This is a genomic window from Stenotrophomonas sp. STEN046, from assembly GCF_056759755.1.
Window position 1 is genome coordinate 22,220 of sequence record NZ_JBRRDR010000008.1, and the last position, 23,717, is coordinate 45,936.

The following is a 23,717-nucleotide window of genomic DNA, read 5'->3' on the forward strand; positions in this document are numbered from 1 at the left end:
GGAGAGAGAGAACGCAATGAAGCATTCGAAGTTGAGCATCGCCCTGGCCGCTGTGGTGGGCATCGCAGCCCTTGGCCAGGCGCATGACGTCATGGCAATGAATTATCACGTGCAGGGCGATCGCGTCGTACTCAGCGGCGGTGTCACCGTCGCCGACGTGGTCGCGCTGCCCGCCCTGCTGGCCAAGGCGCAGGCCGAAGGCCGCCCGATCCGCGAAGTCGTGCTGCGCACCTCCAACGGTGGCGCGCTGATTGCCGGTGAGTGGCTGCAGGGCGTGATCCGCACCAACGGCCTGAACACCATCGTGTCCGGTCATTGCATCTCCTCGTGCTCGATCATGCAGTCCGGTGGTGTCGAGCGTTACCTGGCCGGTGACCTGCCCCTGGTCGACTCGGTACAGATCCACGCGGCCAGCAGCGGCGGCAAGGTGATCTACACGCCGTCGCCGCGGATGACCGAGATCTACACCGGCAACTACGGTGGCGGCATGGATGCCGGCCTGCTGCACAAGGCCATGTATGAGGTGGTGCAGCCCAACGGGCTGCTGGTGTTCCGCGACCCGTCCCGCACCACCGGTGCGTCGGTCAGCTTCGATCCCGATGGCAGCGGCCGCAGGCTGGAAACCTTCCCCGGCCAGGACATCTACAGCAACAACATCATCACCGCCGCCGGCTACCGCGACCCGGGCGATACCCTCAACGTCACCGGCAATGTCAGCGGCGACATCAACCCGGGCTACCTGCGTACTGCGCGCCAGCTGCAGGCGTTCGTCGATGACGACTTCGCGCGCTGGAATACCGACTGGGCCAGCACCTACATCAACCAGGCGGTCAGCATCTACAACTTCGCCGCCCGCGGCCCCAATGGCATCGGCGCGTTCTCGGTACAGGAACTGCTCAGCGATCCGGGCATCCAGGCCGACCTGCTGGCGAGCCTGCGCCTGTCCGAGCTGGACGCCTCCACGCTGGGCAACTCGGCCGGCGTCATCCGCGTGAGCAAGGGCGCCACCTGGCGCACCGCAGAGACCACCGGCGCCGATTTCATGCTGGTGGAGAACGGCACCATCGCGTTGGAAGGCGGCGCTCTGCGCACCCCGGAACTGCGCGTGCTGGCCGCCGGCATGGTGGTTGGCCACGGTGATATCGCCTCGGTCGGCAACGATTCCGACGCCCTGCTTGGCGGCACCGGTCCCTCTTTCCGCGAAGATGGCTTCAACCGCCTGCGCGTGTACGGCACGCTGATGCCGCGCGGTGGCGACCTGGTCACCCATGGCTACGTCAACATCATGCCGGGTGGCAAAGTGCTGTTCGACGTGACCGAGACCGGCGGCGCAGGCAATGGCCGCCTGCGCGTGGGTGAATTCTTCGATGACGGTGCCAACGAAGGCGCGCTGGTGATCTCGCCCGGTGCACACCTTGAACTGAACGTGGCGCAGGGCTTCTATGCCGGCAACTACCAGCGTGAACTGGTGAGCGGGCCGATCTACCAGGGCGGCTTCACCGATGCGGTGCGTCTGGGGGATACCGGGTACACCGCCAGCATCACCGACGGCGAGGTGTTCCGTCCACGCCACAACTCGCTGCTGAGCTTCAACATCAACCAGACCGCCGAGGGCCTGTCGCTGACGGCGAACCCGGGCTTCGACCAGCTGGCGCAGCTCACCGCCGGCAACGGCAGCGATGGCCTCGGCCGTGCGCTGGCTACTGCCGCGGGCCGCCAGGATGCCGGCCTGAAGCCGTTGCTGGGCGCACTGCAGTTCGCCGACCGCGACGTGATCGCGCAGCAGGCCGGTGCACTGCGCGGTGATGCGCATGCCAGCCTGCGCCTGGCCGACAACGCCCTGGTGGGCAGCATCGGCACGGTGGTGCAGCAGCACCAGGCCGCACGACGCAGTGGAAGCGGTGACGCCGGTGGCTTGGCCGCACAGGCGGCGCAGGCAGCCTCGGCGCAGCCGGGCATGGCCAATGGCAGCCTGTTCAACCAGTTGGCCATGCATCTGGTCGAACCGGCGGGGGCGGGTGGCGGCAGCACCGACTTCGGCGGCGAAGCACCGCGCAACCACGGCCTTTGGGGCCGCGGCTTCGGCAGCCATGGCCGCATCGATGGCGAGGGCGGCGTGGCCGGCCTGAGCCACACCGTGGGCGGTATCGTGCTGGGTGCCGATACACAGCTGGCCGACGACCGGGTGACCCTGGGCGTCAGCGTCGCCGCAGCCGACATGTCGACCAAGGGGCGCGACGGCTCCGGGTTCAGCGGCGACGTGCGTGCGCTGGATGTGGGCGGCTACCTGGATGCCACCTATGCGCGGGGTTACCTGTCGGCGTCGGTGCGCTACACCGACCTGCGCCACGACACCCGCCGCAGCATTGCCGGCATCGATGGGCTGGAGAACCCGCTGCGTGCCAAGTACAGCAACGATGCGATCTCCGCGCGGCTGGAGCACGGCTTCTCGTTCACCACCGGCAACGGCGTGGTGATCCAGCCGCTGCTGCCGGTGGTGGACTACGCACGTACCTCGGCCACGCGTTTCAATGAAGGGCAGGGCGCCGGTGCCCTGGTCGGCCGCGGCGACAGCCTGGAAAGCATCCGTGTGGGTGCCGGCCTGCAGCTGTTCAAGACCTTTGAAGGCAACAACGGCGAGCGCATCACGCCGCGCGCGCGCGTGGTCTGGCAGAAGGAGCTGGGTGATACCCAGGCCCGCTACAGCACCGGCTTTGCCGCCGCACCGGACCTGCTGTTCGGCGCCAGCAGCCAGACCGTGGGCGAGCAGGTGCTGGCCTGGAACCTGGGTGTGACCAGCCGCGCCAGCGATCGCCTGTCGGTGATGGTCGACTACGTGGGCGAGCGCCGCGACGGCCAGCTGCAGAACGGCGTGATGCTGGGCCTGGGCTATACGTTCTGACGCAGTACCGGCACCGGCGGCCATCGCGCCGCCGGTGCCATCCCCAGCGGTTGGCCGGTGCGTTATGGTCATGGCGAATTCCCGCGCAGGCCTTTCCCATGCAGATCGCCGTTTTCAGTGCCCGTCCCTACGATCGCCGCTTCCTTGAGGAAGCCAACCTGCGCGACGGGGCAGGGCAGGCATTCGCGTTCGTCTATTTCGATGCCACGCTGGAGGTGCACACCGCAGCACTGGCACAGGACTGTGCCGCCGTCTGCGTGTTCGTCAACGACCGGCTGGATGCGCAGGTGCTGCACGCATTGCATGCGCTGGGCGTACGCGCGGTGCTGCTGCGTTGCGCCGGATTCAACAACGTGGACCTGGCCGTTGCCGCCGCGCTGGACCTGTTCGTGGCGCGCGTACCGGCCTATTCACCTGAGGCGGTGGCCGAGCATGCACTGGCGCTGGTGATGACCCTCAACCGGCAGACCCACCGTGCCTACAACCGCGTGCGCGAAGGCAACTTCATGCTCGACGGTCTGCTCGGCCGCACCCTGCATGGCAAGACCGTGGGCATCGTCGGCACCGGCAAGATCGGGCTGGCCACTGCGCGCATCTTCCGCGGCATGGGCTGCAGCGTGCTGGGCCACGATCCCTATCCCTCACCGGCGTTCGCGGAGGTCGGCGTGATGGTTGAACGGGACGAGCTGCTGTCCCGCTCGGATGTCGTCTCGCTGCATTGCCCGTTGACGCCCGACACCCAGCACCTGATCGACGACACTTCGCTGGCGCGGATGAAGCCCGGCGCGATGCTGGTCAACACCTCGCGTGGCGGCCTGGTCGATACCCATGCCGTGATCCGCGCGCTGAAGTCGCGCCGGCTGGGCCATCTGGCCATCGACGTGTACGAACAGGAAAGCGCGCTGTTCTTCCAGGACCTGTCCGGCGAGATCATCGACGATGAGGCCTTCCAGCGCCTGATGACCTTCCCCAACGTACTGGTGACCGGCCACCAGGGCTTCTTCACCGTGGAGGCGCTGCAGGAGATCTCGGCGATCACGCTGGGCAATCTGGCCGATTTCGCCGCAGGACGGGCCTGTGCAAACCGGGTGCAGGCGGGCTGAGCGCCCGGGTGGCGGGCGTTTGACGGCTATCGTCACGGGCGGATTGACCGCAGGGGCAGGGCGACCGTAAAATTGCCTGCTTCGCCGGAATAGCTCAGTTGGTAGAGCGGCGCATTCGTAATGCGTAGGTCGTAGGTTCGATTCCTATTTCCGGCACCAGTTGTAATGAAAAGCCCCGGCCATGGTCGGGGCTTTTTTGTGCGCTGGTGGCACCGGGTCATGCCCGGCGGATCGCGTGCTCTCCCAGTAGCGCCAGCCCATGGCTGGCAGCCAGGGATTTCCGAATCTCGCGGTGAGCTTGCCCCTTCGGCTTCCTAGGCCCCTAGCTGCCCGCGCTACCTCCGCCTGGACATCGCGTCTGCTCAAATGCATCCGCCAAATTCCTCGATCCTCACTCCTGTGCTATGAATACCCAGCCTTGCTTCAAGGCTCTTTCAGGGATTGGAAGGATGCGCAGGTTCGGGGGAACTGCAGGCGGTGTGTCGACCCGCTTCAGAGGATTTGAAGATCGAATTCGCAAGTTGGGGGCATTTGGCACCTGGCTTTGCTGCGTGCTGCTCATTGGCCTTGGCGTGTCGCCATCCGCAATCGCTCAGACGACGGTGACGTACATCCACACGGACGCCCTTGGCTCGGTGGTAGCTGAGAGCGATGCCAGTGGTAATGTGATCAAGCGCTATGACTACGAGCCCTACGGTGCAGTGGTCGGCGGTCAGGTCACGGACGGGCCGGGGTATACGGGTCATGTGAGCGATGCGGCTACCGGGCTGAGCTACATGCAGCAGCGGTACATGGATCCGCAGTTGGGAGTATTCCTTTCGGTTGATCCGGTGACGGCTCACGAGAATCCTGTCGGAATGTTCAATCGCTATCGTTACGCTGCGAGCAACCCTTACAGGTTCAAGGACCCGGACGGCCGCTGTTATACAAGCACGGGGGCGTGCATGACGGAGGCTGAGTTTGAACAGGCGTGGAAGGGGGAGCCAAGTCGGGTTCTGAATACGATCGGAAGCCCGTTGGGAACTGTTGCAGACGCCTTGAATGGGGATTTCAAGGGGATGATTGTGGGCGCGGTGTTGTCCCGTGCCCCGGGCGGGAAGAGCGGGGTCAAGGCGGCAGGGTTCTTTGTCCGATTTGGAAAGGGCGCAGAGAGCGCTGAGTCGCTGGCAGCTCAAGCCGTCAAGGCAGAGAAGGCCGGATTCCCGCATGGGGTTTCGGTCAAAGCGCAGGAGAGGGTGAGTGCGGCAGATAAAATCAAACACCGGGTCGCCGGTCAGGAGGAGGCAAAGAGCGCATTCAATACACCTCAAACCGGGAGCAATCCGAACCACCATACTGTGGAACTCCCCAAGCCGGTAACGGAGAAGGTGGCTCAGAAGTTCAATGAGGTTTACAAATGAAGATCGACTTGCTTGTGGAATGGTACGACGGTGAGTTGCAGCAAGTGATGGAAGATGGTGGTCGATACTTCTACGCAATCTGCGTGGAGGCAGACTTCAGCAAACCCTTGCAGGATAGGGTCTACTTTGTGTTCAATCTTCTTGCGCAGGAGAAGCGAATGATTGAGGGCTTTCTCACTGATGCAGACATGGATGGCCTTGATCGTCTGCTGCGCAATGAGTTGTACGGGCGCCGAGGTGCGATTTTCTTAGGGGATCCAAGCGTTTGGAGTTTGGAGTCGGCTGATTTCAGTATTGAGCCAGCACCCTATCTTAAATTCTTCGCGTTTCCAATCGTAGATGTGTTGGCGGCTTGAATCTTTGGATGAGGGGCGGCGTTAGGGATAACCCCTCGCAGGTTAACTGCCAGCAGCGGTGCATGTGTCCGCAGCTGGGTGTGTTCCTGTCTGTGGATTCGGTCACCGCGTATGAGCCGCCTGCGGTTGGGCAGGTGAGGGCCGCAGGAGGCGATGTCGCCTCGACGGGTGGGGTCTCGCCGATGCTCGCCACAGTAGTGGGGCTTGAGCCTGAAACAGCCAGTCGATTATTTTCCCCGATAGTATCCAACCCGGTCCCGGTCGTTGAAGGGTTGCAGAGGCCATAGATGCCTGAGATCAGAATATTTGTCGACTTCAACAACAGAGATCCTGATGGCTTCCTGAGGCTCAATCTCACTGGGACGCTGGAGGACTTGAAAAGAGAACATCTGGTTCTCGAAAGAGAAATGCTTTTGATAGGATCAGACGGTGATCTTGCCGCTAGGATCATTGTAGTGTCGCCTGGAATAGAAGGCATATGGACTGGGAGGGTCGTTGATGGCCCTTGGGAGGAGGGAGCATAAATGAGTGCCCGTTTTTGGTGCGGCCGGGAGATGCTTCGTACCTGATTCATTTCTGGAATGGGCGCGGTCATGCAAATGTCACGCGGCGCGTGGCGGTCAGCTCAATCCCTGATTCCAGGTATAGGTCGTAGTTCGATTCCTATTTCCGGCACCAGTTGTAATGAAAAGCCCCGGCCATGGTCGGGGCTTTTTTGTGCGCTGGTGGCACCGGGCCATGCCCGGCGGATCGCGTGCTCTCCCAGTAGCGCCAGCCCATGGCTGGCAGCCAAGGATTTCCGAATCTCGCGGTGAGCTTGCCCCTTCGGCTTCCTAGGCCCCTAGCTGCCCGCGCTACCTCCGCCTGGACATCGCGTCTGCTCAAATGCATCCGCCAAATTCCTCGATCCTCACTCCTGTGCTATGAATACCCAGCCTTGCTTCAAGGCTCTTTCAGGGATTGGAAGGATGCGCAGGTTCGGGGGAACTGCAGGCGGTGTGTCGACCCGCTTCAGAGGATTTGAAGATCGAATTCGCAAATTGGGGCATTTGGCACCAGGCTTTGCTGCGTGCTGCTCATTGGCCTTGGCGTGTCGCCATCCGCGATCGCACAGACGACGGTCACGTACATCCATACGGACGCCTTGGGCTCGGTTGTCGCCGAGAGCGATGCCAATGGCAACGTAATCAAACGGTATGACTACGAGCCTTACGGCGCCGTGGTGGGTGGTCAGGTCACAGACGGGCCGGGGTATACCGGCCATGTGAGCGATGCGGCTACCGGGCTGAGCTACATGCAGCAGCGGTACATGGATCCGCAGTTGGGGGTGTTCCTGTCCGTGGATCCTGTGACGGCGTATAGCAATCCGATAGGGCAGTTCAATCGGTACCGGTACGCGAACAGCAATCCGTACAAGTTCACGGATCCTGATGGGCGGCAGAGTCTGCCGCGTTCGGTCTACGAAACGGACTGGACGAAGCCTGAAACTAGACAGGCGTTCCGCGAAGCAGCCTCGATGGTCGCGGACTTCACCCCTATCGTCGGTGACGTCAAGGGTGCGATTACTGCAGTTCAAGATCCTTCTGCTATCAACATAGCTGCCGCAGCCGTTGGCCTAGTCCCCATCGTGGGTGATGGCGCTGGCGCGATGGCACGAGGGGTAGCGTCGGAAGCAAGAGTTCTTGGAGCGATTGGTGAAGTCAAGAACACGGAAAAGGCGCTGACCTCGCACGGGGCGACAATTCCTGATTTCAAGAATTCTCGACAGGTTGGCGAAATTAAGGATACAAAACGACTGTCTGATTCGTCGCAACTCAGAGCGCAGCGGGAACATGCTCAGGCGACTGGGCGAGAGCATGTTGTCGTCACGGGCACAGATACTAAGGTAAGCTCTACGGTGGAACGGCAGTCAACAATTGTTCGACGAGATGACTTAGGACCTAAAAGATGACGCCCAAAGAGCAAGTCGAGAGAATACTCGAAGACATGCTGAAGTTCGCCAGAAAGATGCTTGTAGAGCATGGAGAGTTTCACCCATTTGGAGTTTACCTTGCCTCTACTGGAGATATGGTGCATACGGGCGTCAAGATGGATGGTGGAGGCGCCGCAGGTCGGATGAGGCTGCTTCGGTTGGCGCTGCAGGAGCGGAAGGATTGTGCGATCGCATACGGCATAGCTTCCAATGTATGGCTGCCGCAGAATGATGATTCTGGTCTCGATGCGGTTAAAGTGTTCTTGGAGCATCGGGATGGGTATTGTGCGGAAGTGTTCTGCCCGTATGACCTTTCCAAGAGTGATCCGCTGATAGTTGCGGAAATTTTTGCTCAAGAAGGCGATGCAGTCTTCTTCTCCCGCTCGCCCGCTGACGACGAGAGGTGTTGAGCTTGACCGCTGAATGCCTGGTGCCGCCGTTCGATAGGTGAATCGTTGTGGCGTAGGTCGCAGGTTCGACTCCTGTTTCCGGCACCATGTTTGATGAAAAGCCCCGGCCTTGGTCGGGGCTTTTTGTTTGTGCGGGCGTTGTAACTCAATGATTTGTGAGAAATTCGTGCCGGAATGATTGCTTGCTTGGCGTCCCTGCTGCCAGTTGCGGATTGTTCGCGTCCGCGCCGAGCGATGCGGCCACTGGGCACCTCCGCCTGGACATCGCGTCTGCTCAAATGCATCCGCCAAATTCCTCGATCCTCACTCCTGTGCTATGAATACCCAGCCTTGCTTCAAGGCTCTTTCAGGGATTGGAAGGATGCGCAGGTTCGGGGGAACTGCAGGCGGTGTGTCGACCCGCTTCAGAGGATTTGAAGATCGAATTCGCAAATTGGGGGCATCTGGTACCAGGCTTTGCTGCGTGCTGCTCATTGGCCTTGGCGTGTCGCCATCCGCAATCGCACAGACGACGGTGACGTACATCCACACGGACGCCCTTGGCTCGGTGGTAGCTGAGAGCGATGCCAGTGGTAATGTGTGATCAAGCGCTATATGACTACGAGCCCTACGGTGCAGTGGTCGGCGGTCAGGTCACGGACGGACCGGGGTATACCGGGCATGTGAGTGACTCGGCCACCGGGCTGAGCTACATGCAGCAGCGGTACATGGATCCTGAGCTTGGTATGTTCTTGTCCGTGGATCCTGTAACTGCGCATGAAGGTCCGGTTGACCAGTTCAATCGGTATCGGTATGCGAACGGGAATCCGTATCGCTTCACCGACCCAGACGGACGCCTGTCACGTGGTACGGGCTGGACCGAGAGACAATGGAATCAGTTCGACCGCGCCCAACAAGGTGCCGCAGGTAGCTTGGAGAAGGCGGCTGGAAAGATCACCGCCGCCATGGCCGAAGGAGGTAAATCGCTTCAGCGCGCCGAGAAGGCATTTGAGCGGAACTTTGGCGCTGGCTCAGCGACGGCAGAGAATATGTCCAAGGCAGCCTCGGATATGAGTTCCATGGCTGCGGCATTGCGGGATACCAGCGCAGGAGCCATTCCGGCTAATGGCATGACGGGCGCACAAATCACCGCCACGTATGGGGGCGCTGGAGATACCTTGGCGGGGGTGCCTACTGCCGGGCCGAAAATGGTCATCGTCAACACTACGCATGCGAGTTTTAGTGATTCCTCCAAATTGGCCTGGGGGGCGGGCCACGAAACCGGACATGCCGTGCTGGGCTATAAGGACCAGCTCTTCAATGGAGACACGGCATACAAGTTTGGAACCCCTCAGCAGCAAAATATCTTCAAGACGTTGCCCAGTGAGCAGCGCCTTATCAATCCGGACCACATCATGGATCAGGCTCGATGAAAAAATTATTGGTGGCTGCCTTGTTGTGCATGTTGATACCGGCCTGTGCAACTCAGCTTCGGCGTGCGGACTCCAAGGATCTCAGCGTTTCTGTGACTGACCGCGCGACGGAAAAGCGATACGATGTAGTTTTGGATTCTGCCGCTGACGGGCCTCTTTGCCTGTCAAAGGAAAGCTGGCCTATCGAAAATGGAACGTTTCCGATGGGTTACGAAGGAGCCGTGTTGACCACGACCAACGGTCCTCTGCATCCGAAAGCAGCTATGACCGCGTACTGCCCCGGAGGATGTGGCGAGGTTCGCTTGGAGCCAGGTCAAACCTTGCGGGCCAGCATTGCCTATGCAGCATTTGGCGATGCGGAAGTCATCGCAGCTGACGCAGCTCGCTCGCTATCATTTCCTGTCTACCCCTACTACTGCGAACGATAGTTTTACTCCTCAATGGCGTTGAGATAAACAATTCCGGTGGCAAAGTCATCGGAATCCATGCGATCGTTCGTAAGGCGGATGAAGCGCCGCTCAATGATCACGTTGATTGGATGAGAGCGCAACGAGGCATCATGTCGAGCGACACGCCGATGGTGGTTCTCCAACATCCCGCAATTCTGAGACTGGTCAGATCATCGAGCCAAAAACTGTGATCAATCCATAAGCGAGTGTCGTATGAAAGTACGGGCGTTGAGAATCGGCATGGATGTGTCGCCTTCGTTGGGTACAGATCGGCGGAGGGAGTTCCCGATCAACGTTGGGCATGAGTACCTTGTGTACACAGTTGCCTGCATCTTCGAGAAGGGCGAATACCATGGTTTGACTCCCTACGGAGTCGAAGATGAGTTCGGACGATTGATTCCTGTCCCTTCAGGGTTGTTCGAAATCACCGATCCCAGAGCTTCACGCTTTTGGGCGGTGGAGGGGCAGTCGACAACTGTTCGCCGAGATGACCTGGGGCCTAAAAGATGACGCCTAAAGAACAGGTCGAGATAATACTCGAAGACATGCTGCAGTTTGCCAGAAAGATGCTTGTCGAGCATGGAGAGTTTCACCCGTTTGGAATTTACCTTGCCTCCACTTGAGATATGGTGCATACGGGCGTCAAGGTGGATGGTGGAGGCGCTGCGGATCGGATGAGGCTGCTTCAGTTGGCGCCGCAGGAGCAGAAGGATCGTGCGATCGCATGCGGTATAGCTTCCAATGTAAGGTTGACGCATAGTGATGATGCTGGTCTCGATGCGGTTAAAGTGTTCCTGGAGCATCGGGATGGGTATTGTGCGGAAGTGTTCTGCCCGTATGATCTTTCCAGGAGTGATCCGCTAATAGTTGCGGAGATTTTTGCTCAAGAAGGCGATTCAGTCTTCTTCTCCCGCTCGCCCGCTGACGACGGGAGGTGTTGAGCGTGGCCGCTAAATTTCTGCTGCCGCCATTCGATAGGCGAGTCATTGGGACATGGTCGTAGGTTCGATTCCTATTTCCGGCACCAGTTGTATGAAAAGCCCCGGCCTTGGCCGGGGATTTTTGTTTGGGCCTTGACCTGTCCTGAATGGTGAAGGTAAGGTCATAACTGCGATTCCAAGAAACAGCGATGGGTTGAGAGACCCCAAGGTGGAATGAAATGACACAGTCCATCTCCTCCCGTCTGCATTCTCTCTTGGTCGAAATCGCAGCGAAGCGCAGGTTTCAGTTGCCTGACGAAGGCGTCAAACACCTTCTCGAACGCGATCGCGAGTTGCTGATCGATTTATTGTTGCAAGAGTTCTCGGAGACCGGCTTGGGGTCTGACGATGAGCCTAATCAACGAGGCGTCGAGATCGAGGAGATCATCGGTTTCGTCGGCTCTATCGCTGATCAGACTGATGCGTCCAGCGACTGAGGAATCGTCGATCTGGAGTCAAAAGCGGCTGGTTGCAGGTTCCAATTCTGTTTGCGGCACCCGTTCCAGCAAATGCCCCGGCCAATGGTCGGAGCCTCCTGTCCGGTCGTCTGGATCGTCCGGCTTCGCTGGCGCTTGCCCTGCACCCCTCAGGGGGCACGCGCCTGCGTGTCGGTGTCCCAGGTTTGGCTGTTGTCGAAGCACGGCAGTAGCAACGCTGCGCCACCTGCAATAAGCTCAGCCGCTTCCTGTGCTGTGGAACGTGACGTGACCTATCCTCTGGGGCGCATGGCCTTCGTCATCCTGCTGGCGCTGGTCTTCGTAGTAGCACCCATATGGTCGCTGGTGGGGCCGGGCCTTTTCGGCTGGCACATCCGTCAGCCCGCGGCATGGCAGGGTGGACTGGAGGCACTGGCTGTGTTCGCCCTGCTGACCGCTGCCGTGCGATGGTTGCGAGGCCCGGCGTGTGCGCTGGCTGTCATCGCGGTAGTTGCGTTGTACGCCCGCCACCACGGCGTCGATTTCGCCATGCTCGCCAGCTATGTCTATCTGGAGGGCCTGTTCGCGCTCGGTGGCATCCTGATGGGGGGACGGGTCGGTCGTGCACCGGCCGGACAGGTCGTGATTGCACTGGCCGGACTGGTTGGCTGGTCGCTGTTGCTGTGGCTTGCGTCGATTGCCGGACTGGGCAGCATGACCGGGCTTGGCTGGTTGGCTGTGGTTGTGTTGTTGCCGGCCCTGATGTTCTACCGGGGGCCGCGGTTGATCATGCTGCTGCTTGGTTCAGTTCGCAGGGTCTCGCGCAGCCACCCGGCAACGGCGGCATTGATCGCCACGTTGTGCCTTGTGATGTTTGCCAAAGCATCGGTTTCTACCGGGTTTGACTCCAACTGGTACGGTCTGGCGGCTGACCGTGTACTGCTGGCCAGTGGCAATGTATTCCTGAGCGAAGGGCTTACCGCGCCGGTCCATTACTACCCCAAGCTGACCGAGATGCTGCACATTCCGTTGGCGCTGCTGGGCAGCATTCCGGCGGTGGTGGGCATGAACATCGGGTGCTGGCTGGCCACATTGGCTACTGCCTCGCTGATCCTGCGCGAGCTGCGCGTGCGCAGCGCCTGGCGCCCTCTGATCATCGCGCTGGTGGCGACACTGCCGGCCTTCGCCAATGTTGCGATGACGGCCAAGGGGGATGCACTGGCTGCATGGCTCCTCAGCGTCGCGTTGCTGGCGGTGCTGCGGCTGCGCCACGGGCATGGCGCGGCGTGGTTCTGGATTGCCCTGACGGCGGCGCTGATGGCCAGCCAGGCACGGCTGTCCAACATTCCCTATGCGCTGGCGCTGGCCCTGCTGGCAGCACTGTTCGGGGCGCGGTCATTGTTGCAACGGCGAGGCCTGCCGCGTTCTCCGCTGCCCTGGCCGGCAATGCTCCTGGCCATGGCCAGCGTCGTAGTGTTCGTGCTGATCACCGCCAGGACCTGGTGGCTGACCGGGGTGCCGTTGATTGCACCGAACGCTGCGCTGGACCTGTTCGCAGGCTGGGGCATGGAACTGCGGGCCCCTGCAGGGCGCCTGCCTACCAGTGATCTGCTGGTCTATCTTCCGCCGGGCAGTACGCTGCTGACGTATCTTTTCGATCCACGCCGCTATCCGATGGTTCAGATCGTCTGGACCGGCAATGTCTGGTTGTTCCTGGCGCTTGCCACGCTTGTCCTGGGCTGGGCATCGCCGGTGGCGTGGCGGCGGGCCGCTCCAGTGCTGTTCATCGGCCTGCTGTTCTTCCCCATGCTGCTGGGCAACAAGTACATTCCGGCCTCCGGAGCGGATGGCAATTATTTCATCACCCCGATCATCTGCCTGATCCTGTATGGCGGGTTTCTTGTGCAGCAGGTTGCTACCCGGTGGCAGGCTGTACCCTCGGTCGCAACCACACTGCGTGTGCTGCTTTATCTGTTCGCATCTGCATCGGCAATGATGTGCCTGGTTACCGGTATGTGGGGACCGGGCACGCGTGCGTTTGATCTGAAAATGGATCGCCCGCTGCGCGATATGCAGTTGCGGCGCGAGACGACCTGGCGCGACACCGGCATGACCGAATTCGCCTCGCGACTTCAGTTGCACCCGGCACGCACACGTGTGGTGGGCGATGTCGGCGGCGATGGCTTCTGGCTGCCCGTGCGCTATGAACCTTTCGATATCATCGCGCTGACCCGGCCCGCATCGGTCGATTCTCTGGACAGCACGCTGCGATTCGTTCGAGCGACCGACGTGCGCTTTCTGATAGTACGCAGGGCGCCTGCAGAGGGCACGGGCACGCACACTCTGCTCTGGCAGGCCGCCGATCGGTTGCAGCGTTCCGGCGCTGCCGAGCAGGTGTATGCGGACGACCATTACGCGTTGTGGTACCTGCCACCTGACGTTCCAACGTCGGCGGCGCGGTAGCCGCAGCGGTCAATTTGTGGGGCTGGATGCCACCTGGTGGTCCGCCCCAGGCCCTGTTGCATTCCAGCGCTTGAGGGCGGTGCTGCGCTGGCAGCCCGTCTGCAGCCTATAATCCGGCTGGCAGGCGGCACCACGCCGGTTCACAAGCACGGAGGCTACACCATGTCCATTGCCGCAATTCCCGATGTTTCCCTGGTCGACAACAGTGAGCAGCGCACGCCGCTGATCCTGGTGCTGGACTGCTCCGGCAGCATGAGCGGTGGCCCCATCGAACAGTTGAACGCGGGCCTGAAGCTGCTGGAGCAGGAGCTGAAGGCCGACGTGATCGCGGCCAAGCGCGTGCGCGTACTGCTGGTCGAGTACGGCGGCATGGACGATGCGGCCACCCGCGGTGACTGGTGCGATGCGATGGATTTCGCCGCGCCGCAGCTGTCGGCCAACGGCACCACGCCAACCGGTGCCGCGGTGGAGCTGGCACTGCAGGAAATCGAAGACGAGAAGGCGCGCTTCCGCCAGGCCGGTGTGGCGTACACCCGGCCGTGGTTGTTCCTGATGTCCGATGGCCAGCCCACCGATGCCTGGGAGGCGGTGGCCGAGCAATGCCGCGAGGCCGAGCAGCAGAACAAGGTGGCGGTGTTCCCGATCGCTGTCGGCAATGCCGACATGAGCGTGCTGGGCCAGTTCAGCCGCAATGGTGAGCGCGGGGTCAAGCGCCTGCAGGGCCTGCAGTTCAAGGAGCTGTTCCTGTGGCTGAGCGCGAGCATGCGCGTGGTTTCCAATTCAACGCCCGGCGGCCAGGTTCAACTGCCGTCGACCGACAGCTGGTCGCAAGTGCCGGTCTGACCATGGCCTGGCGCGTGATGGCCGCATCGGCCACGGGACGGTCCCATCTGGATCGCGGGCAGCCCTGCCAGGATGCGCATGCATCGGCGCAGGTCGGGCGGACACTGGTGGCCGTGGTCTGTGACGGCGCAGGTTCTGCATCGCACAGCGACGTCGGGGCACAGCACGTCTCGCGCAGCGTTGTCGCTGCAGTAGCCGGCGCGGGTGAACCCGGCATCGATCCGCTGGCAGTGCCGGTGGAGGCGCTTCGCGCGATCATCGAAACCGCGATCGAGGATGCGCGGGGGCAGCTGGCGATGATCGCTGCAGGCAACGGCCTGAAGCTTTCCGACCACGCCTGCACGCTGGTAGGCGCGGTCGCCACGCGCGAGGGCGGCTGGTTCTTCCACGTGGGCGACGGTGTGGCCGCCTGCGCGTTCAACAACGCATCGCCCGATGCCGTATCGCTGCCGGCCAATGGCGAGTACGCCAACGAAACCTGGTTCGTGACCGGTGGCAACTGGCGCGAACAGTTGCGGCTGACCCGTTTCGAAGGCGCGATCGATGCGCTGGTGCTGATGTCCGACGGCGTGCAGCCGTTTGCGATGTCGCGCGCCGGCGACACGTTGTTCCAGCCCTTCATCGCGCCGGTGATCCGCTATCTGGCCGGAGTCGACGAAGTGCATGGCAGCCAAGCGTTGCATGCCACGCTGGCCGACCCGCGCACCGATCAGATCACCGGCGACGACAAGACGCTGCTGGTCGCGTTGCCGGCCTGAGCGCATGCCGGGGCGCAGCGGAGAAAAGGTCTACGACGCCCAGCGCAGGTCGCTGACCCTTGAGCGCCTGCTGAAAAGCGGTGGCGCCGGCAGTGTGTTCACGCTGAAGGAGCGGCCGCGTGAAGTGGCCAAGCTCTACCATTCGGACAAGGACGCGCGTCTTTACCAGCGCAAGCTGCAGGCGATGCTGGAACTGCAGCCGGACCTGCCGCCCATGGAGGGGCAGGGCGCCGACCAGGTGCAGATCGCGTGGCCGACGACACTGCTGCACGACCGCGGCGGGCGATTCATCGGCTTCACCATGCCGATCCTGGACCTGTCGGCCACCAGCGATCTGGAGCATGTGCTGCAGGAGCGGCAGGCGCGTGCCGAAGGCCTGCCCACGGGGCTGGGCGCGAAGATGACCCTGGCCGCCAACCTGGCGGTGATGCTGGCCGCGTTGCACCAGCGCCAGCATTATGTGGTGGACCTGAAGCCGCTGAACGTCCGGTTCTATCGCAGTACCTTGTTCATCGCGATGCTCGATTGCGATGGCTTCAGCATCCAGGGCAAGGGCGAGCGTTTTCCTGCCGGCCAGGTCACTGCCGACTATCTGGCCGCCGAATTCCAGCAGCCGGGCGTGAAGCCGGGGCAGGAGGAAGCGCAGGATCGCTTCGCATTGGCGGTGATGGTGTTCCAGCTGCTCAATTCCGGGCTGCACCCGTATGCCGGTCGCCCGCGTGGGGCTACGGTTCCCAGCGACCTGCCTGCCCGCATCGCCGCCAACCTGTACCCGTATGCTCGCGGCAAGCCGCATCCGCGCATGCTGCCTTCGCCGGTCAGTGGCCATGAGATGTTCCCGCGCGCACTGCGCGAAATGTTCGACCGCGCGTTTTCGACTCAGGCACGGCGACGGCCGTCGGCGCAGGAGTGGGCCACCCTGCTGCTGGAGTATGCGCGCCGCAGTGCGGGACAACTGGTGACCTGTGGCAAGGATGCCAACCACCAGCACTTCGCCGGCATGCCGTGCGCGGCGTGCGCACGCGTGGAACTGTTGGCCGGCAGTGCGCGTGCGGCGCAGGCGCGGACCCGGCAGAAACCGAACAAGGGCCGTGGGCAGAGGGCGCGTGCCACCACGCGCGGCACACCACCACGGGCGGGCGGGGTGCAGGCCACCGGCGCCCATGTCACCGCCGCGCAGGCTTCGGCGGCCAGCGGTGTTCCCGGGGTGATGTCGCGGGTGACGATGGCGGTGATCGGTACGCTGATGCTGGGCTGGGTGATGAGCTGGGGCATGCCGGCCTACCGTCGCTACAGCGCGCTGGTGGACCCGGGCATATGGGATGGCCTCGGCCTGGCCGTGCAGATGGCCATGCTGGCCGTTGCGGTCCTGCTGTTCATCCTGTTCGTGCCGATGCTGATCATGAGCAAGCGCCCATGAAGCTGTTGGGAGTGTTGGCGGTACTGCTGGTGGCCCTGATCGGCATGGCGCCGTTCTGGGGCGATCTCGGGGTGCTGGTCTACGGTGCGATCAGCGGCTTGGGGCGCGTGCTGTCCACCGGCACACTGGGCGATGGCCGCGCCGCATTCCGCGCGGCGCTGCTGATCGGCGGCAGCGTGTCGGTGCTGTCGTTCCTGCGCGTGGCCGTGCAGGACCGTGCCGCCGACTATCTGATCGCGGCGGTGATGTTCGGCTTTCTCACCTTCGTCGTTTTCGTTGTCACCGGCATTTCCTATGACGACGCCTCGCGCCTGGGCAGCGGACAGCAGGGAGCGAGCTCGGTGGTGGTCGACGAGGATCGGGAGACAGTTCCGCGCTGGTACTCGCGCGGGCAGTTCGAACGGGAAATGCTCAACAAGGCGCACGAGACCGCGCGCGCTGCTGCCCGTGGCGATCTGAAGCGGGCGGAAGCGCTGTTGCAGGATCTGGATCTGTGGTCGCGCAACGGACCCACGCTGCGCGAGGATCGCGGCGAGTATGAGCGCCTGCGCGAGGCCTACAACGAGACGGTCGAGACCTTGGCGGCGCAGTCAGGCCGACGCACGCTCAAGCAGGGCGGACTGGCCACCGATCCTGGCGCGCTGGTGGTGGCCCCGCTTTCGCCGGAGGACAAGCGCGCGCTTGAACTGAAGCAGGTCGAGCTGCTGCAGGGGATGTGGAAGCAGTCGCCATCCAGTACCCGTGTTGCAATGCGGTTGCTGGCGCTGGACCTGCAATCGCTGGCGGTCGGCTCACGCTGGTCAACGCGCAGGCCCTTCGATCGTGACGGTGATGCGGCACTGGAAGAGCGCCTGTGGCGCATCCATGGCACGCAGGAAGTGCTCTTTGCGTATGCGCCGCTGCAGGAGCGCCTGTGGAATGCCTATGCGTCGACGATGGTCGACAAGGATGAGGAACTCGCTCTCGGCGCGCTGGTGGTGGCTGGACTGATCGAGCGCCGGGAGAAGACGACGCCTGCGGATCCGCTGCGGTTCGACATGAACACGATGCTGCTCGGCAGTGACGTGTACATGCTGTCGTCGCTGCTGGCCAGTGCCTCGGAGTCGCGCATGGAGATCCTGAACGCACGCGCGACACTGCTGCTGGGTGATGGTGATCGCGGCGGACAGGTCACTGGGGACGCAGCGGTGGCCACCGGCGATGCGGAACCGGCAGGCACGGTGGTCTCCGTACCGTCGCCGCCGCAGGTGTCGCATGCGGATATCGCCGCGCAGGCCGCGCGTGCGATGCCGCCGGCCGGCCTGCTGGTAGACCGCAAGGGCCTGGCCCTGCGCGCATCGCCGTTGCTGCCGGCACCCGCGCCGCCGGCGGAGTACGGGCAGGTGCGGGTCGACCTTCCGGCTGCGGGATTCAAGGACCTGCGCCACGGCATCCGGTTGGCTGCGCCGGTGGCCGCCGACGGCGCGGTGACCCTGCAGGTGGATGTCTGGCAGACCGGCCAGGTCACATCGGTGCTGATCGAACGCAGCAGCGGCGATGCCACGCTGGATGAGGCGGCGCGCCAGGGCGCGCGGACCTGGCTCAGTGCGTCGAAGGTACCCAAGGGCGGCGAACGCCGGCAGGTGACGGTGGCGTTCAGCGTGCCGGTTGCCGAAGCGACGTCGCCGGTGCCGGTCGGCAGCACGCCGCCGCCGCCGCAACTGTCGCCCGAGCAGGCATTGGGCGCGCAGCTGGCAGCGATGTCGCAGCGCCATCCGCCGCGCTATCCGCGCAGTGCCGGGGAGGCGGTGCCGGAAGGCAGTGTCTGGCTGCTGATCACGATGTCAGCCGAGGGGCGCGTGCTCACAGTGACGGTGGATCGCAGCAGCGGGCATCCGGCGCTGGACCGTGCTGCGCGCGAGGCCGCACTTGCCTGGCACGTGACCCCCACGCGGGCGGTGACCACGGTCGAGCAGATTACCCTGCGTGTCCCGGTGCATTTCCGGGGCGGCTGAGCGGCAGCGGCGGCCATCGAAGTCGATCTTCGGCGGCCCGCCGGCGTGCCCGGTTACGCCACCGCGCCGTCGGAGGGGCCCTTCAGCTCCACGGTGTTGCCGTCTGGATCCCTGAAGTACAGCGATGCACCATCGCCCTCGGCGCCGAAGTTGACCTCGGCCGGACCCAGCACCTGTACCTGATGGGCCGCGAGATGGGCGACCAGTGCGGCTTCGGCGAAGGGTTCCACGCGCAGGCACAGGTGGTCGACGTTGCGGCCTTCGTCACCGGGCCCACTGCCGCCACGACGGCCGAGCGTGCCGTCCAGGCTGACCAGGTCGATCATCGACGCGCCGGCACGCAGGTGCACCAGGCCCAGGTGCTCGCGCCGCCGCACGGCCACGCAGCCCAGCACATCCCGGTAGAAGGTCTCACTGCGGGCCAGGTCGCGTACCCGCAGCACGACGTGGTCGATGCGCTCAACGGTGAACGGTCTTTCCATGTCCAGCTCCTGGAAGAAAGGATGCCATCTTGCTTAACGCGTTCAGCGGACTTTGCCGAACGAGGTGCGAATGCCGGCGCCTGCCCGATGTTACGATGCCGCGCCCCGGGTGTTCTGTCCCTGCGGTGGTGCGGTGCGACAACGTGTCGCAGCCAGAATCGGGCCTTTCCTGCGTCGGATCATTGTCAATGCCTTTCTTAAATGGTGAGTGACGGCCTAAAATTGAAAGGCTGACTCGACCCCACCTTCCTGCCTGTCCTCCGGACGGGTAGGCCCGGCTTTGGCCGGTGCGGGCAGGACGGGGAACGGCATTCCCTCGCAATTGGATCGACCGATGATTCCGTTGAAAACCCTTGGGCGCTGGTTGCGCCCGGGCCTGCTGCTCGCATTGCTGGTGATGCTCACCGGCTGCGATGCCGTGGCCATTCTCAGTCCGAAGGGCCAGATCGGCCAGGATGAAAAGACGCTGCTGATCACGGCCACCGTGCTCATGCTGTTGGTCGTCATCCCGGTCATCATCATGACCCTGACCTTCGCGTGGAAGTATCGCGCCTCCAACACCAAGGCCCGCTACGAGCCGAAGTGGTCCCACTCGACGGCGATCGAGGTGGTGGTGTGGTCGATCCCCTGCATGATCGTGCTGGTACTGGCGGTGCTGACCTGGCGGTCCTCGCACGCGCTGGATCCGTACAAGCCGCTGGAGTCCGACGTCAAGCCGGTCACCATCCAGGCGATCTCGCTGGACTGGAAGTGGCTGTTCATCTACCCGGAAGAGAAGGTCGCGGTCGTCAACGAGATCAAGTTCCCGGTCAACACCCCGCTGAACTTCGAGATCACCTCCGATACGGTGATGAATGCGTTCTTCATCCCGCACCTGGGCAGCATGATCTACTCGATGGCGGCGATGGAGACCAAGCTCCACCTGATCGCCAACGAGCTGGGTGAATTCCCGGGCATGTCCTCGCACTACAGCGGCGCGGGCTTTGCCAAGATGCATTTCACTGCCTATTCGGTCACCGATGCGCAGTACCGCCAGTGGCTGGACCAGGTCCGCGCCGGCGAGCAGACCCTGGACAAGACCTCGTTCAAGGCCCTGGGCGATGCGAAGAACTCCGAGTGGTACCCGGTCACCTACTTCGGCAAGACCGAAGAGGGCCTGTTCGACTGGGTTCTGGCCAAGCACATGGGCGACAACAAGCACTACGGCATGAAGCATTCCCATGCCGGTGCCGCTGCTGCCGACGCTGCCAGCCATGAAGCGCACGAGGGCCATGCCCCGAGCGAGGCCCACGATTCCAAGGAATCCGGCGAGAACCTGGATGCCACCGAACACGAACACGCGGGCCATGCCGGCCACGCGGGCTCGGGAGAATGAACATGCTGGGAAAACTCTCTATTGAGTCGATCCCCCACGATCCGATCGTGCTGACGACGTTGATCGGCGCGATCCTTGGTGGCCTGGGCGTTGTCGCCCTGATCACCAAGTTCAAGCTGTGGGGCTATCTGTGGAAGGAGTGGTTCACCTCGGTGGACCACAAGAAGATCGGCGTGATGTACCTCATCGTCGCCTTCGTCATGCTGCTGCGCGGTTTCTCCGACGCCATCATGATGCGTACCCAGCAGGCCATCGCCGTTGGCGGGTCCGAGGGCTACCTGCCGCCGCACCACTACGACCAGATCTTCACCGCCCACGGCGTGATCATGATCTTCTTCGTGGCGATGCCGCTGATCACCGGCCTGATGAACCTGGCCGTGCCGCTGCAGATCGGCGCGCGCGACGTCGCGTTCCCGTTCGTCAACTCGCTCAGCTTCTGGCTGTTCGTGTCCGGCGCGGTGCTGATCATGCTGTCGCTGTGGATCGGTGAATTCGCCGCCACCGGCTGGCTGGCCTTCCCACCCCTGTCGGGCATCGAGTACAGCAACAATGTAGGTATGGACTACTACATATGGGGTCTACAGGTGGCAGGTCTGGGTACCACGTTGAGTGGTATCAACTTCTTCATCACCATCCTCAAGATGCGTACCCCGAGCATGAAGCTCATGCAGATGCCGGTCTTCACCTGGACCGCTCTGGTGACCAACGTGCTGATCGTCGCCGCCTTCCCGGTGCTGACCATCACCCTGGTGCTGCTGACCCTGGACCGTTACCTGGGTACGCACTTCTTCACCAATGATGGTGGCGGCAACGCCATGCTGTACATCAACCTGATCTGGATCTGGGGTCACCCGGAAGTCTATATCCTGGTGCTGCCGGCCTTCGGCGTGTTCTCCGAGGTCATCGCGACCTTCTCGCGCAAGGCCCTGTTCGGCTACAAGGGCATGGTCTACGCCACCGCCTGCATCGGCGTGCTGTCGTTCATCGTGTGGCTGCACCACTTCTTCACCATGGGCTCGGGTGCCAACGTCAATGCCTTCTTCGGCATCACGACGATGATCATCTCGATCCCGACCGGCGTGAAGATCTTCAACTGGCTGTTCACCATGTTCCGCGGTCGCGTGCAGTTCACCACGCCCGTGCTGTGGACCATCGGCTTCATGGTCACCTTCACCATCGGCGGCATGACCGGCGTGATGCTGGCGATCCCGGCCATCGACTTCGTGCTGCACAACAGCCTGTTCCTGATCGCCCACTTCCACAACGTCATCATCGGCGGCGTGGTGTTCGGCATGTTCGCCGGCATCACCTACTGGTGGCCGAAGATGTTCGGCTTCCGCCTCAACGAGTTCTGGGGCAAGTGCGCGTTCTGGTGCTGGTTCATCGGTTTCTATGTGACCTTCATGCCGATGTACGTGCTGGGCTTCATGGGCATGACCCGTCGCCTGCAGAGCACCGTCAACCCGGCCTACGAGCCGTTCCTGCTGGTTGCCGCCGTTGGCGCCTTCATCGTGGGTGCCGGCATCCTGTGCCAGATCATCCAGGTGGCTGTGTCCATCCGCGACCGCAAGAAGACCGCCGACCTCACCGGCGACCCGTGGGATGCCCGTACGCTGGAGTGGGAAACCTCTTCGCCGCCGGCCTTCTACAACTTCGGCGCCCTGCCGGAAGTCACCGAACTGGACGATTTCTGGGAGCGCAAGCAGCGTGGTGAAGCCTGGCCGAAGCCGGCCAAGTACACCGACATCCATATGCCGCGCAACACCGGCACCGGCGTTGTCATCGGTGCCTTCAGCATGGTGTTTGGCTTTGCGATGATCTGGCACATCTGGTGGCTGGCCATCATCGGCTTCGTCGGCATGATCGCCACGTTCATCTACCGCACCTTCGACCAGGACGTGGACTACTGGGTCCCGGCTGCCGAGGTGGAACGCATCGAGAACGAACACCGCAAGCACCTGGAAGCCCAGGGCCTGGTGAAGTCGGAGCTGAAGGCATGAGCACCAATACCTCGACCCTGAGCCACGGGCACGCCGCGCAAGCGGCGGCCCATGGCCATGACGACCACGAGCACCACGACACCGGCGGCAACACCGTCTTCGGTTTCTGGGTGTACCTGATGAGCGACTGCCTCATCTTCGCCTCGCTGTTTGCCACCTACGTGGTGCTGGCCGGCGGTACCGATGGTGGCCCCGGCGCCAAGGACCTGTTCGAACTGCCGTTCGTGGCATGGGAAACAGCGCTGCTGCTGACCTCGTCGCTGACCTTCGGCCTGGGCATGATCGCCATGCACCGCAAGCAGGTCGGCCAGATGTTCCTGTGGCTGGGCGTCACCTGGCTGCTGGGCTTCGGCTTCATGTGCATGGAAGTCTATGAATTCCAGCATCTGATCCATCAGGGTTACGGCCCGGACCGCAGCGCCTTCCTGTCGGCGTTCTTCGCCCTGGTCGGCACCCACGGCCTGCACGTCAGTGCCGGCCTGCTGTGGCTGCTGGTGATGTTCGTGCAGCTGAAGAAGTACGGCCTGACCCCGACCAACAAGACCCGCATGGCGTGCCTGAGCCTGTTCTGGCACTTCCTGGACCTGATCTGGATCGGCGTGTTCTCCGTCGTCTACCTCAATGGAGCGCTGTAATGGCACATGACAACCATGCACACGACCACGCCGCCGGCGGCGAAAGCCACGGCACCGTGAAGTCGTACCTGATCGGCTTCGTGCTGGCGGTGGTGCTGACCGTCATCCCGTTCTACATGGTGATGTCGGGTGATTTCTCGCGCACCGTCAACGGTGTGGTGATCGCCATCACCGCGGTACTGCAGATGCTGGTCCACCTGGTGTTCTTCCTGCACCTGGACCGCTCCTCGGAAAGCCGCTGGAACGTCAACGCTGCGGCCTTCACCGTGGTGGTGATCGGCATCATCGTGGTCGGTACCCTGTGGGTCATGCACAACATGAACGTGCACATGATGCACTGACGTCCG

At 62.7% G+C, this 23,717-nt stretch carries 22 protein-coding genes and 1 tRNA gene; 20 read left to right on the plus strand and 3 right to left on the minus strand.

Features of this window, described 5'->3' with window-relative positions:
• Positions 1 to 16: 16 nt before the first annotated feature.
• From ACVOLJ_RS05980 to ACVOLJ_RS06025, 10 genes are all read left to right on the plus strand, one after another.
• Positions 17 to 2,902: an autotransporter domain-containing protein gene (locus ACVOLJ_RS05980; protein WP_481563697.1), complete on the plus strand. Its 2,886-nt coding sequence runs from the start codon at positions 17 to 19 to the stop codon at positions 2,900 to 2,902.
• A 98-nt stretch (positions 2,903 to 3,000) separates the two neighbouring features.
• Positions 3,001 to 4,005 (plus strand): 2-hydroxyacid dehydrogenase, encoded by a 1,005-nt coding sequence (locus ACVOLJ_RS05985; RefSeq protein ID WP_481563698.1) that lies wholly within the window; start codon positions 3,001 to 3,003, stop codon positions 4,003 to 4,005.
• Between the two features lie 83 nt (positions 4,006 to 4,088).
• Positions 4,089 to 4,164, plus strand: a tRNA-Thr gene (locus ACVOLJ_RS05990).
• A gap of 320 nt (positions 4,165 to 4,484) precedes the next feature.
• Positions 4,485 to 5,405 carry an RHS repeat domain-containing protein gene (locus ACVOLJ_RS05995; protein WP_475277788.1) on the plus strand — a complete coding sequence of 307 codons (921 nt, stop codon included), beginning with the start codon at positions 4,485 to 4,487 and terminating at the stop codon, positions 5,403 to 5,405.
• The gene (locus tag ACVOLJ_RS06000; RefSeq protein ID WP_481563699.1) at positions 5,402 to 5,761 is read left to right on the plus strand and encodes a hypothetical protein; all 360 of its coding nucleotides are present in this window, start codon (positions 5,402 to 5,404) and stop codon (positions 5,759 to 5,761) included. The genes ACVOLJ_RS05995 and ACVOLJ_RS06000 overlap by 4 nt, the downstream gene beginning before the upstream one ends.
• Before the next feature lie 287 nt (positions 5,762 to 6,048).
• Positions 6,049 to 6,285: a hypothetical protein gene (locus tag ACVOLJ_RS06005; protein ID WP_475277790.1), complete on the plus strand. Its 237-nt coding sequence runs from the start codon at positions 6,049 to 6,051 to the stop codon at positions 6,283 to 6,285.
• Between the two features lie 545 nt (positions 6,286 to 6,830).
• Positions 6,831 to 7,712, plus strand: a complete 882-nt coding sequence (locus ACVOLJ_RS06010) for an RHS repeat-associated core domain-containing protein (RefSeq protein WP_475277791.1) — start codon at positions 6,831 to 6,833, stop codon at positions 7,710 to 7,712.
• Positions 7,709 to 8,143 (plus strand): hypothetical protein, encoded by a 435-nt coding sequence (locus ACVOLJ_RS06015; protein WP_481563700.1) that lies wholly within the window; start codon positions 7,709 to 7,711, stop codon positions 8,141 to 8,143. The genes ACVOLJ_RS06010 and ACVOLJ_RS06015 overlap by 4 nt, the downstream gene beginning before the upstream one ends.
• 575 nt (positions 8,144 to 8,718) lie before the next feature.
• Entirely contained in the window at positions 8,719 to 9,555 is an 837-nt protein-coding gene (locus tag ACVOLJ_RS06020) for an RHS repeat-associated core domain-containing protein (RefSeq protein ID WP_481563701.1), read from the plus strand.
• Complete coding sequence (locus ACVOLJ_RS06025) at positions 9,552 to 9,983, plus strand: hypothetical protein (protein ID WP_481563702.1); 432 nt, start codon at positions 9,552 to 9,554, stop codon at positions 9,981 to 9,983. The genes ACVOLJ_RS06020 and ACVOLJ_RS06025 overlap by 4 nt, the downstream gene beginning before the upstream one ends.
• A 2-nt stretch (positions 9,984 to 9,985) precedes the next feature.
• Here the strand turns inward: ACVOLJ_RS06025 and ACVOLJ_RS06030 are convergent, their stop codons facing one another.
• Positions 9,986 to 10,150 carry a hypothetical protein gene (locus ACVOLJ_RS06030; protein WP_481563703.1) on the minus strand — a complete coding sequence of 55 codons (165 nt, stop codon included), beginning with the start codon at positions 10,148 to 10,150 and terminating at the stop codon, positions 9,986 to 9,988.
• 219 nt (positions 10,151 to 10,369) lie between these two features.
• Positions 10,370 to 10,807 (minus strand): hypothetical protein, encoded by a 438-nt coding sequence (locus ACVOLJ_RS06035; RefSeq protein ID WP_481563704.1) that lies wholly within the window; start codon positions 10,805 to 10,807, stop codon positions 10,370 to 10,372.
• Between the two features lie 356 nt (positions 10,808 to 11,163).
• Between ACVOLJ_RS06035 and ACVOLJ_RS06040 the strand changes: the two genes are divergently transcribed.
• The 6 genes from ACVOLJ_RS06040 (at position 11,164) to ACVOLJ_RS06065 (ending at position 18,878) form a co-directional block, all read left to right on the plus strand.
• On the plus strand, positions 11,164 to 11,421 hold the full coding sequence (locus tag ACVOLJ_RS06040; protein WP_475277793.1) for a hypothetical protein: 258 nt from the start codon (positions 11,164 to 11,166) through the stop codon (positions 11,419 to 11,421).
• Between the two features lie 51 nt (positions 11,422 to 11,472).
• The gene (locus ACVOLJ_RS06045) at positions 11,473 to 13,863 is read left to right on the plus strand and encodes a hypothetical protein (RefSeq protein WP_481563705.1); all 2,391 of its coding nucleotides are present in this window, start codon (positions 11,473 to 11,475) and stop codon (positions 13,861 to 13,863) included.
• A gap of 162 nt (positions 13,864 to 14,025) precedes the next feature.
• Positions 14,026 to 14,706 carry a vWA domain-containing protein gene (locus ACVOLJ_RS06050; RefSeq protein WP_475277795.1) on the plus strand — a complete coding sequence of 227 codons (681 nt, stop codon included), beginning with the start codon at positions 14,026 to 14,028 and terminating at the stop codon, positions 14,704 to 14,706.
• A 2-nt stretch (positions 14,707 to 14,708) separates the two neighbouring features.
• A complete protein-coding gene (locus ACVOLJ_RS06055; protein WP_481563706.1) occupies positions 14,709 to 15,464 on the plus strand; it encodes a PP2C family serine/threonine-protein phosphatase in 756 nt (251 codons plus the stop codon).
• 4 nt (positions 15,465 to 15,468) lie between these two features.
• Positions 15,469 to 16,884, plus strand: a complete 1,416-nt coding sequence (locus ACVOLJ_RS06060) for a hypothetical protein (protein WP_481563707.1) — start codon at positions 15,469 to 15,471, stop codon at positions 16,882 to 16,884.
• On the plus strand, positions 16,881 to 18,878 hold the full coding sequence (locus tag ACVOLJ_RS06065; RefSeq protein ID WP_481563708.1) for a TonB family protein: 1,998 nt from the start codon (positions 16,881 to 16,883) through the stop codon (positions 18,876 to 18,878). Before ACVOLJ_RS06060 ends, ACVOLJ_RS06065 begins: the two co-directional genes overlap by 4 nt.
• Positions 18,879 to 18,931: 53 nt before the next feature.
• Here ACVOLJ_RS06065 and ACVOLJ_RS06070 read toward each other — a convergent pair whose 3' ends face one another.
• The gene (locus ACVOLJ_RS06070; RefSeq protein WP_481563709.1) at positions 18,932 to 19,360 is read right to left on the minus strand and encodes a VOC family protein; all 429 of its coding nucleotides are present in this window, start codon (positions 19,358 to 19,360) and stop codon (positions 18,932 to 18,934) included.
• A gap of 334 nt (positions 19,361 to 19,694) precedes the next feature.
• On the opposite strand from ACVOLJ_RS06070, the gene cyoA reads away from it, so the two are divergent.
• Genes cyoA through cyoD form a run of 4 tightly spaced genes read left to right on the plus strand, consistent with a single transcriptional unit; the run spans position 19,695 to position 23,711 of the window.
• Positions 19,695 to 20,735, plus strand: a complete 1,041-nt coding sequence (cyoA, locus tag ACVOLJ_RS06075; protein ID WP_481563710.1) for a ubiquinol oxidase subunit II — start codon at positions 19,695 to 19,697, stop codon at positions 20,733 to 20,735.
• Positions 20,736 to 20,737: 2 nt separating this feature from the next.
• Positions 20,738 to 22,735 (plus strand): cytochrome o ubiquinol oxidase subunit I, encoded by a 1,998-nt coding sequence (gene cyoB, locus ACVOLJ_RS06080; protein WP_475277801.1) that lies wholly within the window; start codon positions 20,738 to 20,740, stop codon positions 22,733 to 22,735.
• On the plus strand, positions 22,732 to 23,370 hold the full coding sequence (gene cyoC / locus ACVOLJ_RS06085) for a cytochrome o ubiquinol oxidase subunit III (protein WP_313148523.1): 639 nt from the start codon (positions 22,732 to 22,734) through the stop codon (positions 23,368 to 23,370). Before cyoB ends, cyoC begins: the two co-directional genes overlap by 4 nt.
• Entirely contained in the window at positions 23,370 to 23,711 is a 342-nt protein-coding gene (gene cyoD / locus ACVOLJ_RS06090; RefSeq protein WP_025873831.1) for a cytochrome o ubiquinol oxidase subunit IV, read from the plus strand. Before cyoC ends, cyoD begins: the two co-directional genes overlap by 1 nt.
• Positions 23,712 to 23,717: the final 6 nt, after the last annotated feature.

Coding starts and splice junctions, on each gene's coding strand:
- ACVOLJ_RS05980 (WP_481563697.1), top strand. CDS start 17: ATGAAGCATTCGAAGTTGAGCATCGCCCTGGCCGCTGTGGTGGGCATC.
- ACVOLJ_RS05985 (WP_481563698.1), top strand. CDS start 3,001: ATGCAGATCGCCGTTTTCAGTGCCCGTCCCTACGATCGCCGCTTCCTT.
- ACVOLJ_RS06000 (WP_481563699.1), top strand. CDS start 5,402: ATGAAGATCGACTTGCTTGTGGAATGGTACGACGGTGAGTTGCAGCAA.
- ACVOLJ_RS06005 (WP_475277790.1), top strand. CDS start 6,049: ATGCCTGAGATCAGAATATTTGTCGACTTCAACAACAGAGATCCTGAT.
- ACVOLJ_RS06015 (WP_481563700.1), top strand. CDS start 7,709: ATGACGCCCAAAGAGCAAGTCGAGAGAATACTCGAAGACATGCTGAAG.
- ACVOLJ_RS06020 (WP_481563701.1), top strand. CDS start 8,719: ATGTGTGATCAAGCGCTATATGACTACGAGCCCTACGGTGCAGTGGTC.
- ACVOLJ_RS06025 (WP_481563702.1), top strand. CDS start 9,552: ATGAAAAAATTATTGGTGGCTGCCTTGTTGTGCATGTTGATACCGGCC.
- ACVOLJ_RS06030 (WP_481563703.1), bottom strand. CDS start 10,150: ATGTTGGAGAACCACCATCGGCGTGTCGCTCGACATGATGCCTCGTTG.
- ACVOLJ_RS06035 (WP_481563704.1), bottom strand. CDS start 10,807: ATGCTCCAGGAACACTTTAACCGCATCGAGACCAGCATCATCACTATG.
- ACVOLJ_RS06040 (WP_475277793.1), top strand. CDS start 11,164: ATGACACAGTCCATCTCCTCCCGTCTGCATTCTCTCTTGGTCGAAATC.
- ACVOLJ_RS06050 (WP_475277795.1), top strand. CDS start 14,026: ATGTCCATTGCCGCAATTCCCGATGTTTCCCTGGTCGACAACAGTGAG.
- ACVOLJ_RS06055 (WP_481563706.1), top strand. CDS start 14,709: ATGGCCTGGCGCGTGATGGCCGCATCGGCCACGGGACGGTCCCATCTG.
- ACVOLJ_RS06060 (WP_481563707.1), top strand. CDS start 15,469: ATGCCGGGGCGCAGCGGAGAAAAGGTCTACGACGCCCAGCGCAGGTCG.
- ACVOLJ_RS06065 (WP_481563708.1), top strand. CDS start 16,881: ATGAAGCTGTTGGGAGTGTTGGCGGTACTGCTGGTGGCCCTGATCGGC.
- ACVOLJ_RS06070 (WP_481563709.1), bottom strand. CDS start 19,360: ATGGAAAGACCGTTCACCGTTGAGCGCATCGACCACGTCGTGCTGCGG.
- cyoA (WP_481563710.1), top strand. CDS start 19,695: ATGATTCCGTTGAAAACCCTTGGGCGCTGGTTGCGCCCGGGCCTGCTG.
- cyoB (WP_475277801.1), top strand. CDS start 20,738: ATGCTGGGAAAACTCTCTATTGAGTCGATCCCCCACGATCCGATCGTG.
- cyoC (WP_313148523.1), top strand. CDS start 22,732: ATGAGCACCAATACCTCGACCCTGAGCCACGGGCACGCCGCGCAAGCG.
- cyoD (WP_025873831.1), top strand. CDS start 23,370: ATGGCACATGACAACCATGCACACGACCACGCCGCCGGCGGCGAAAGC.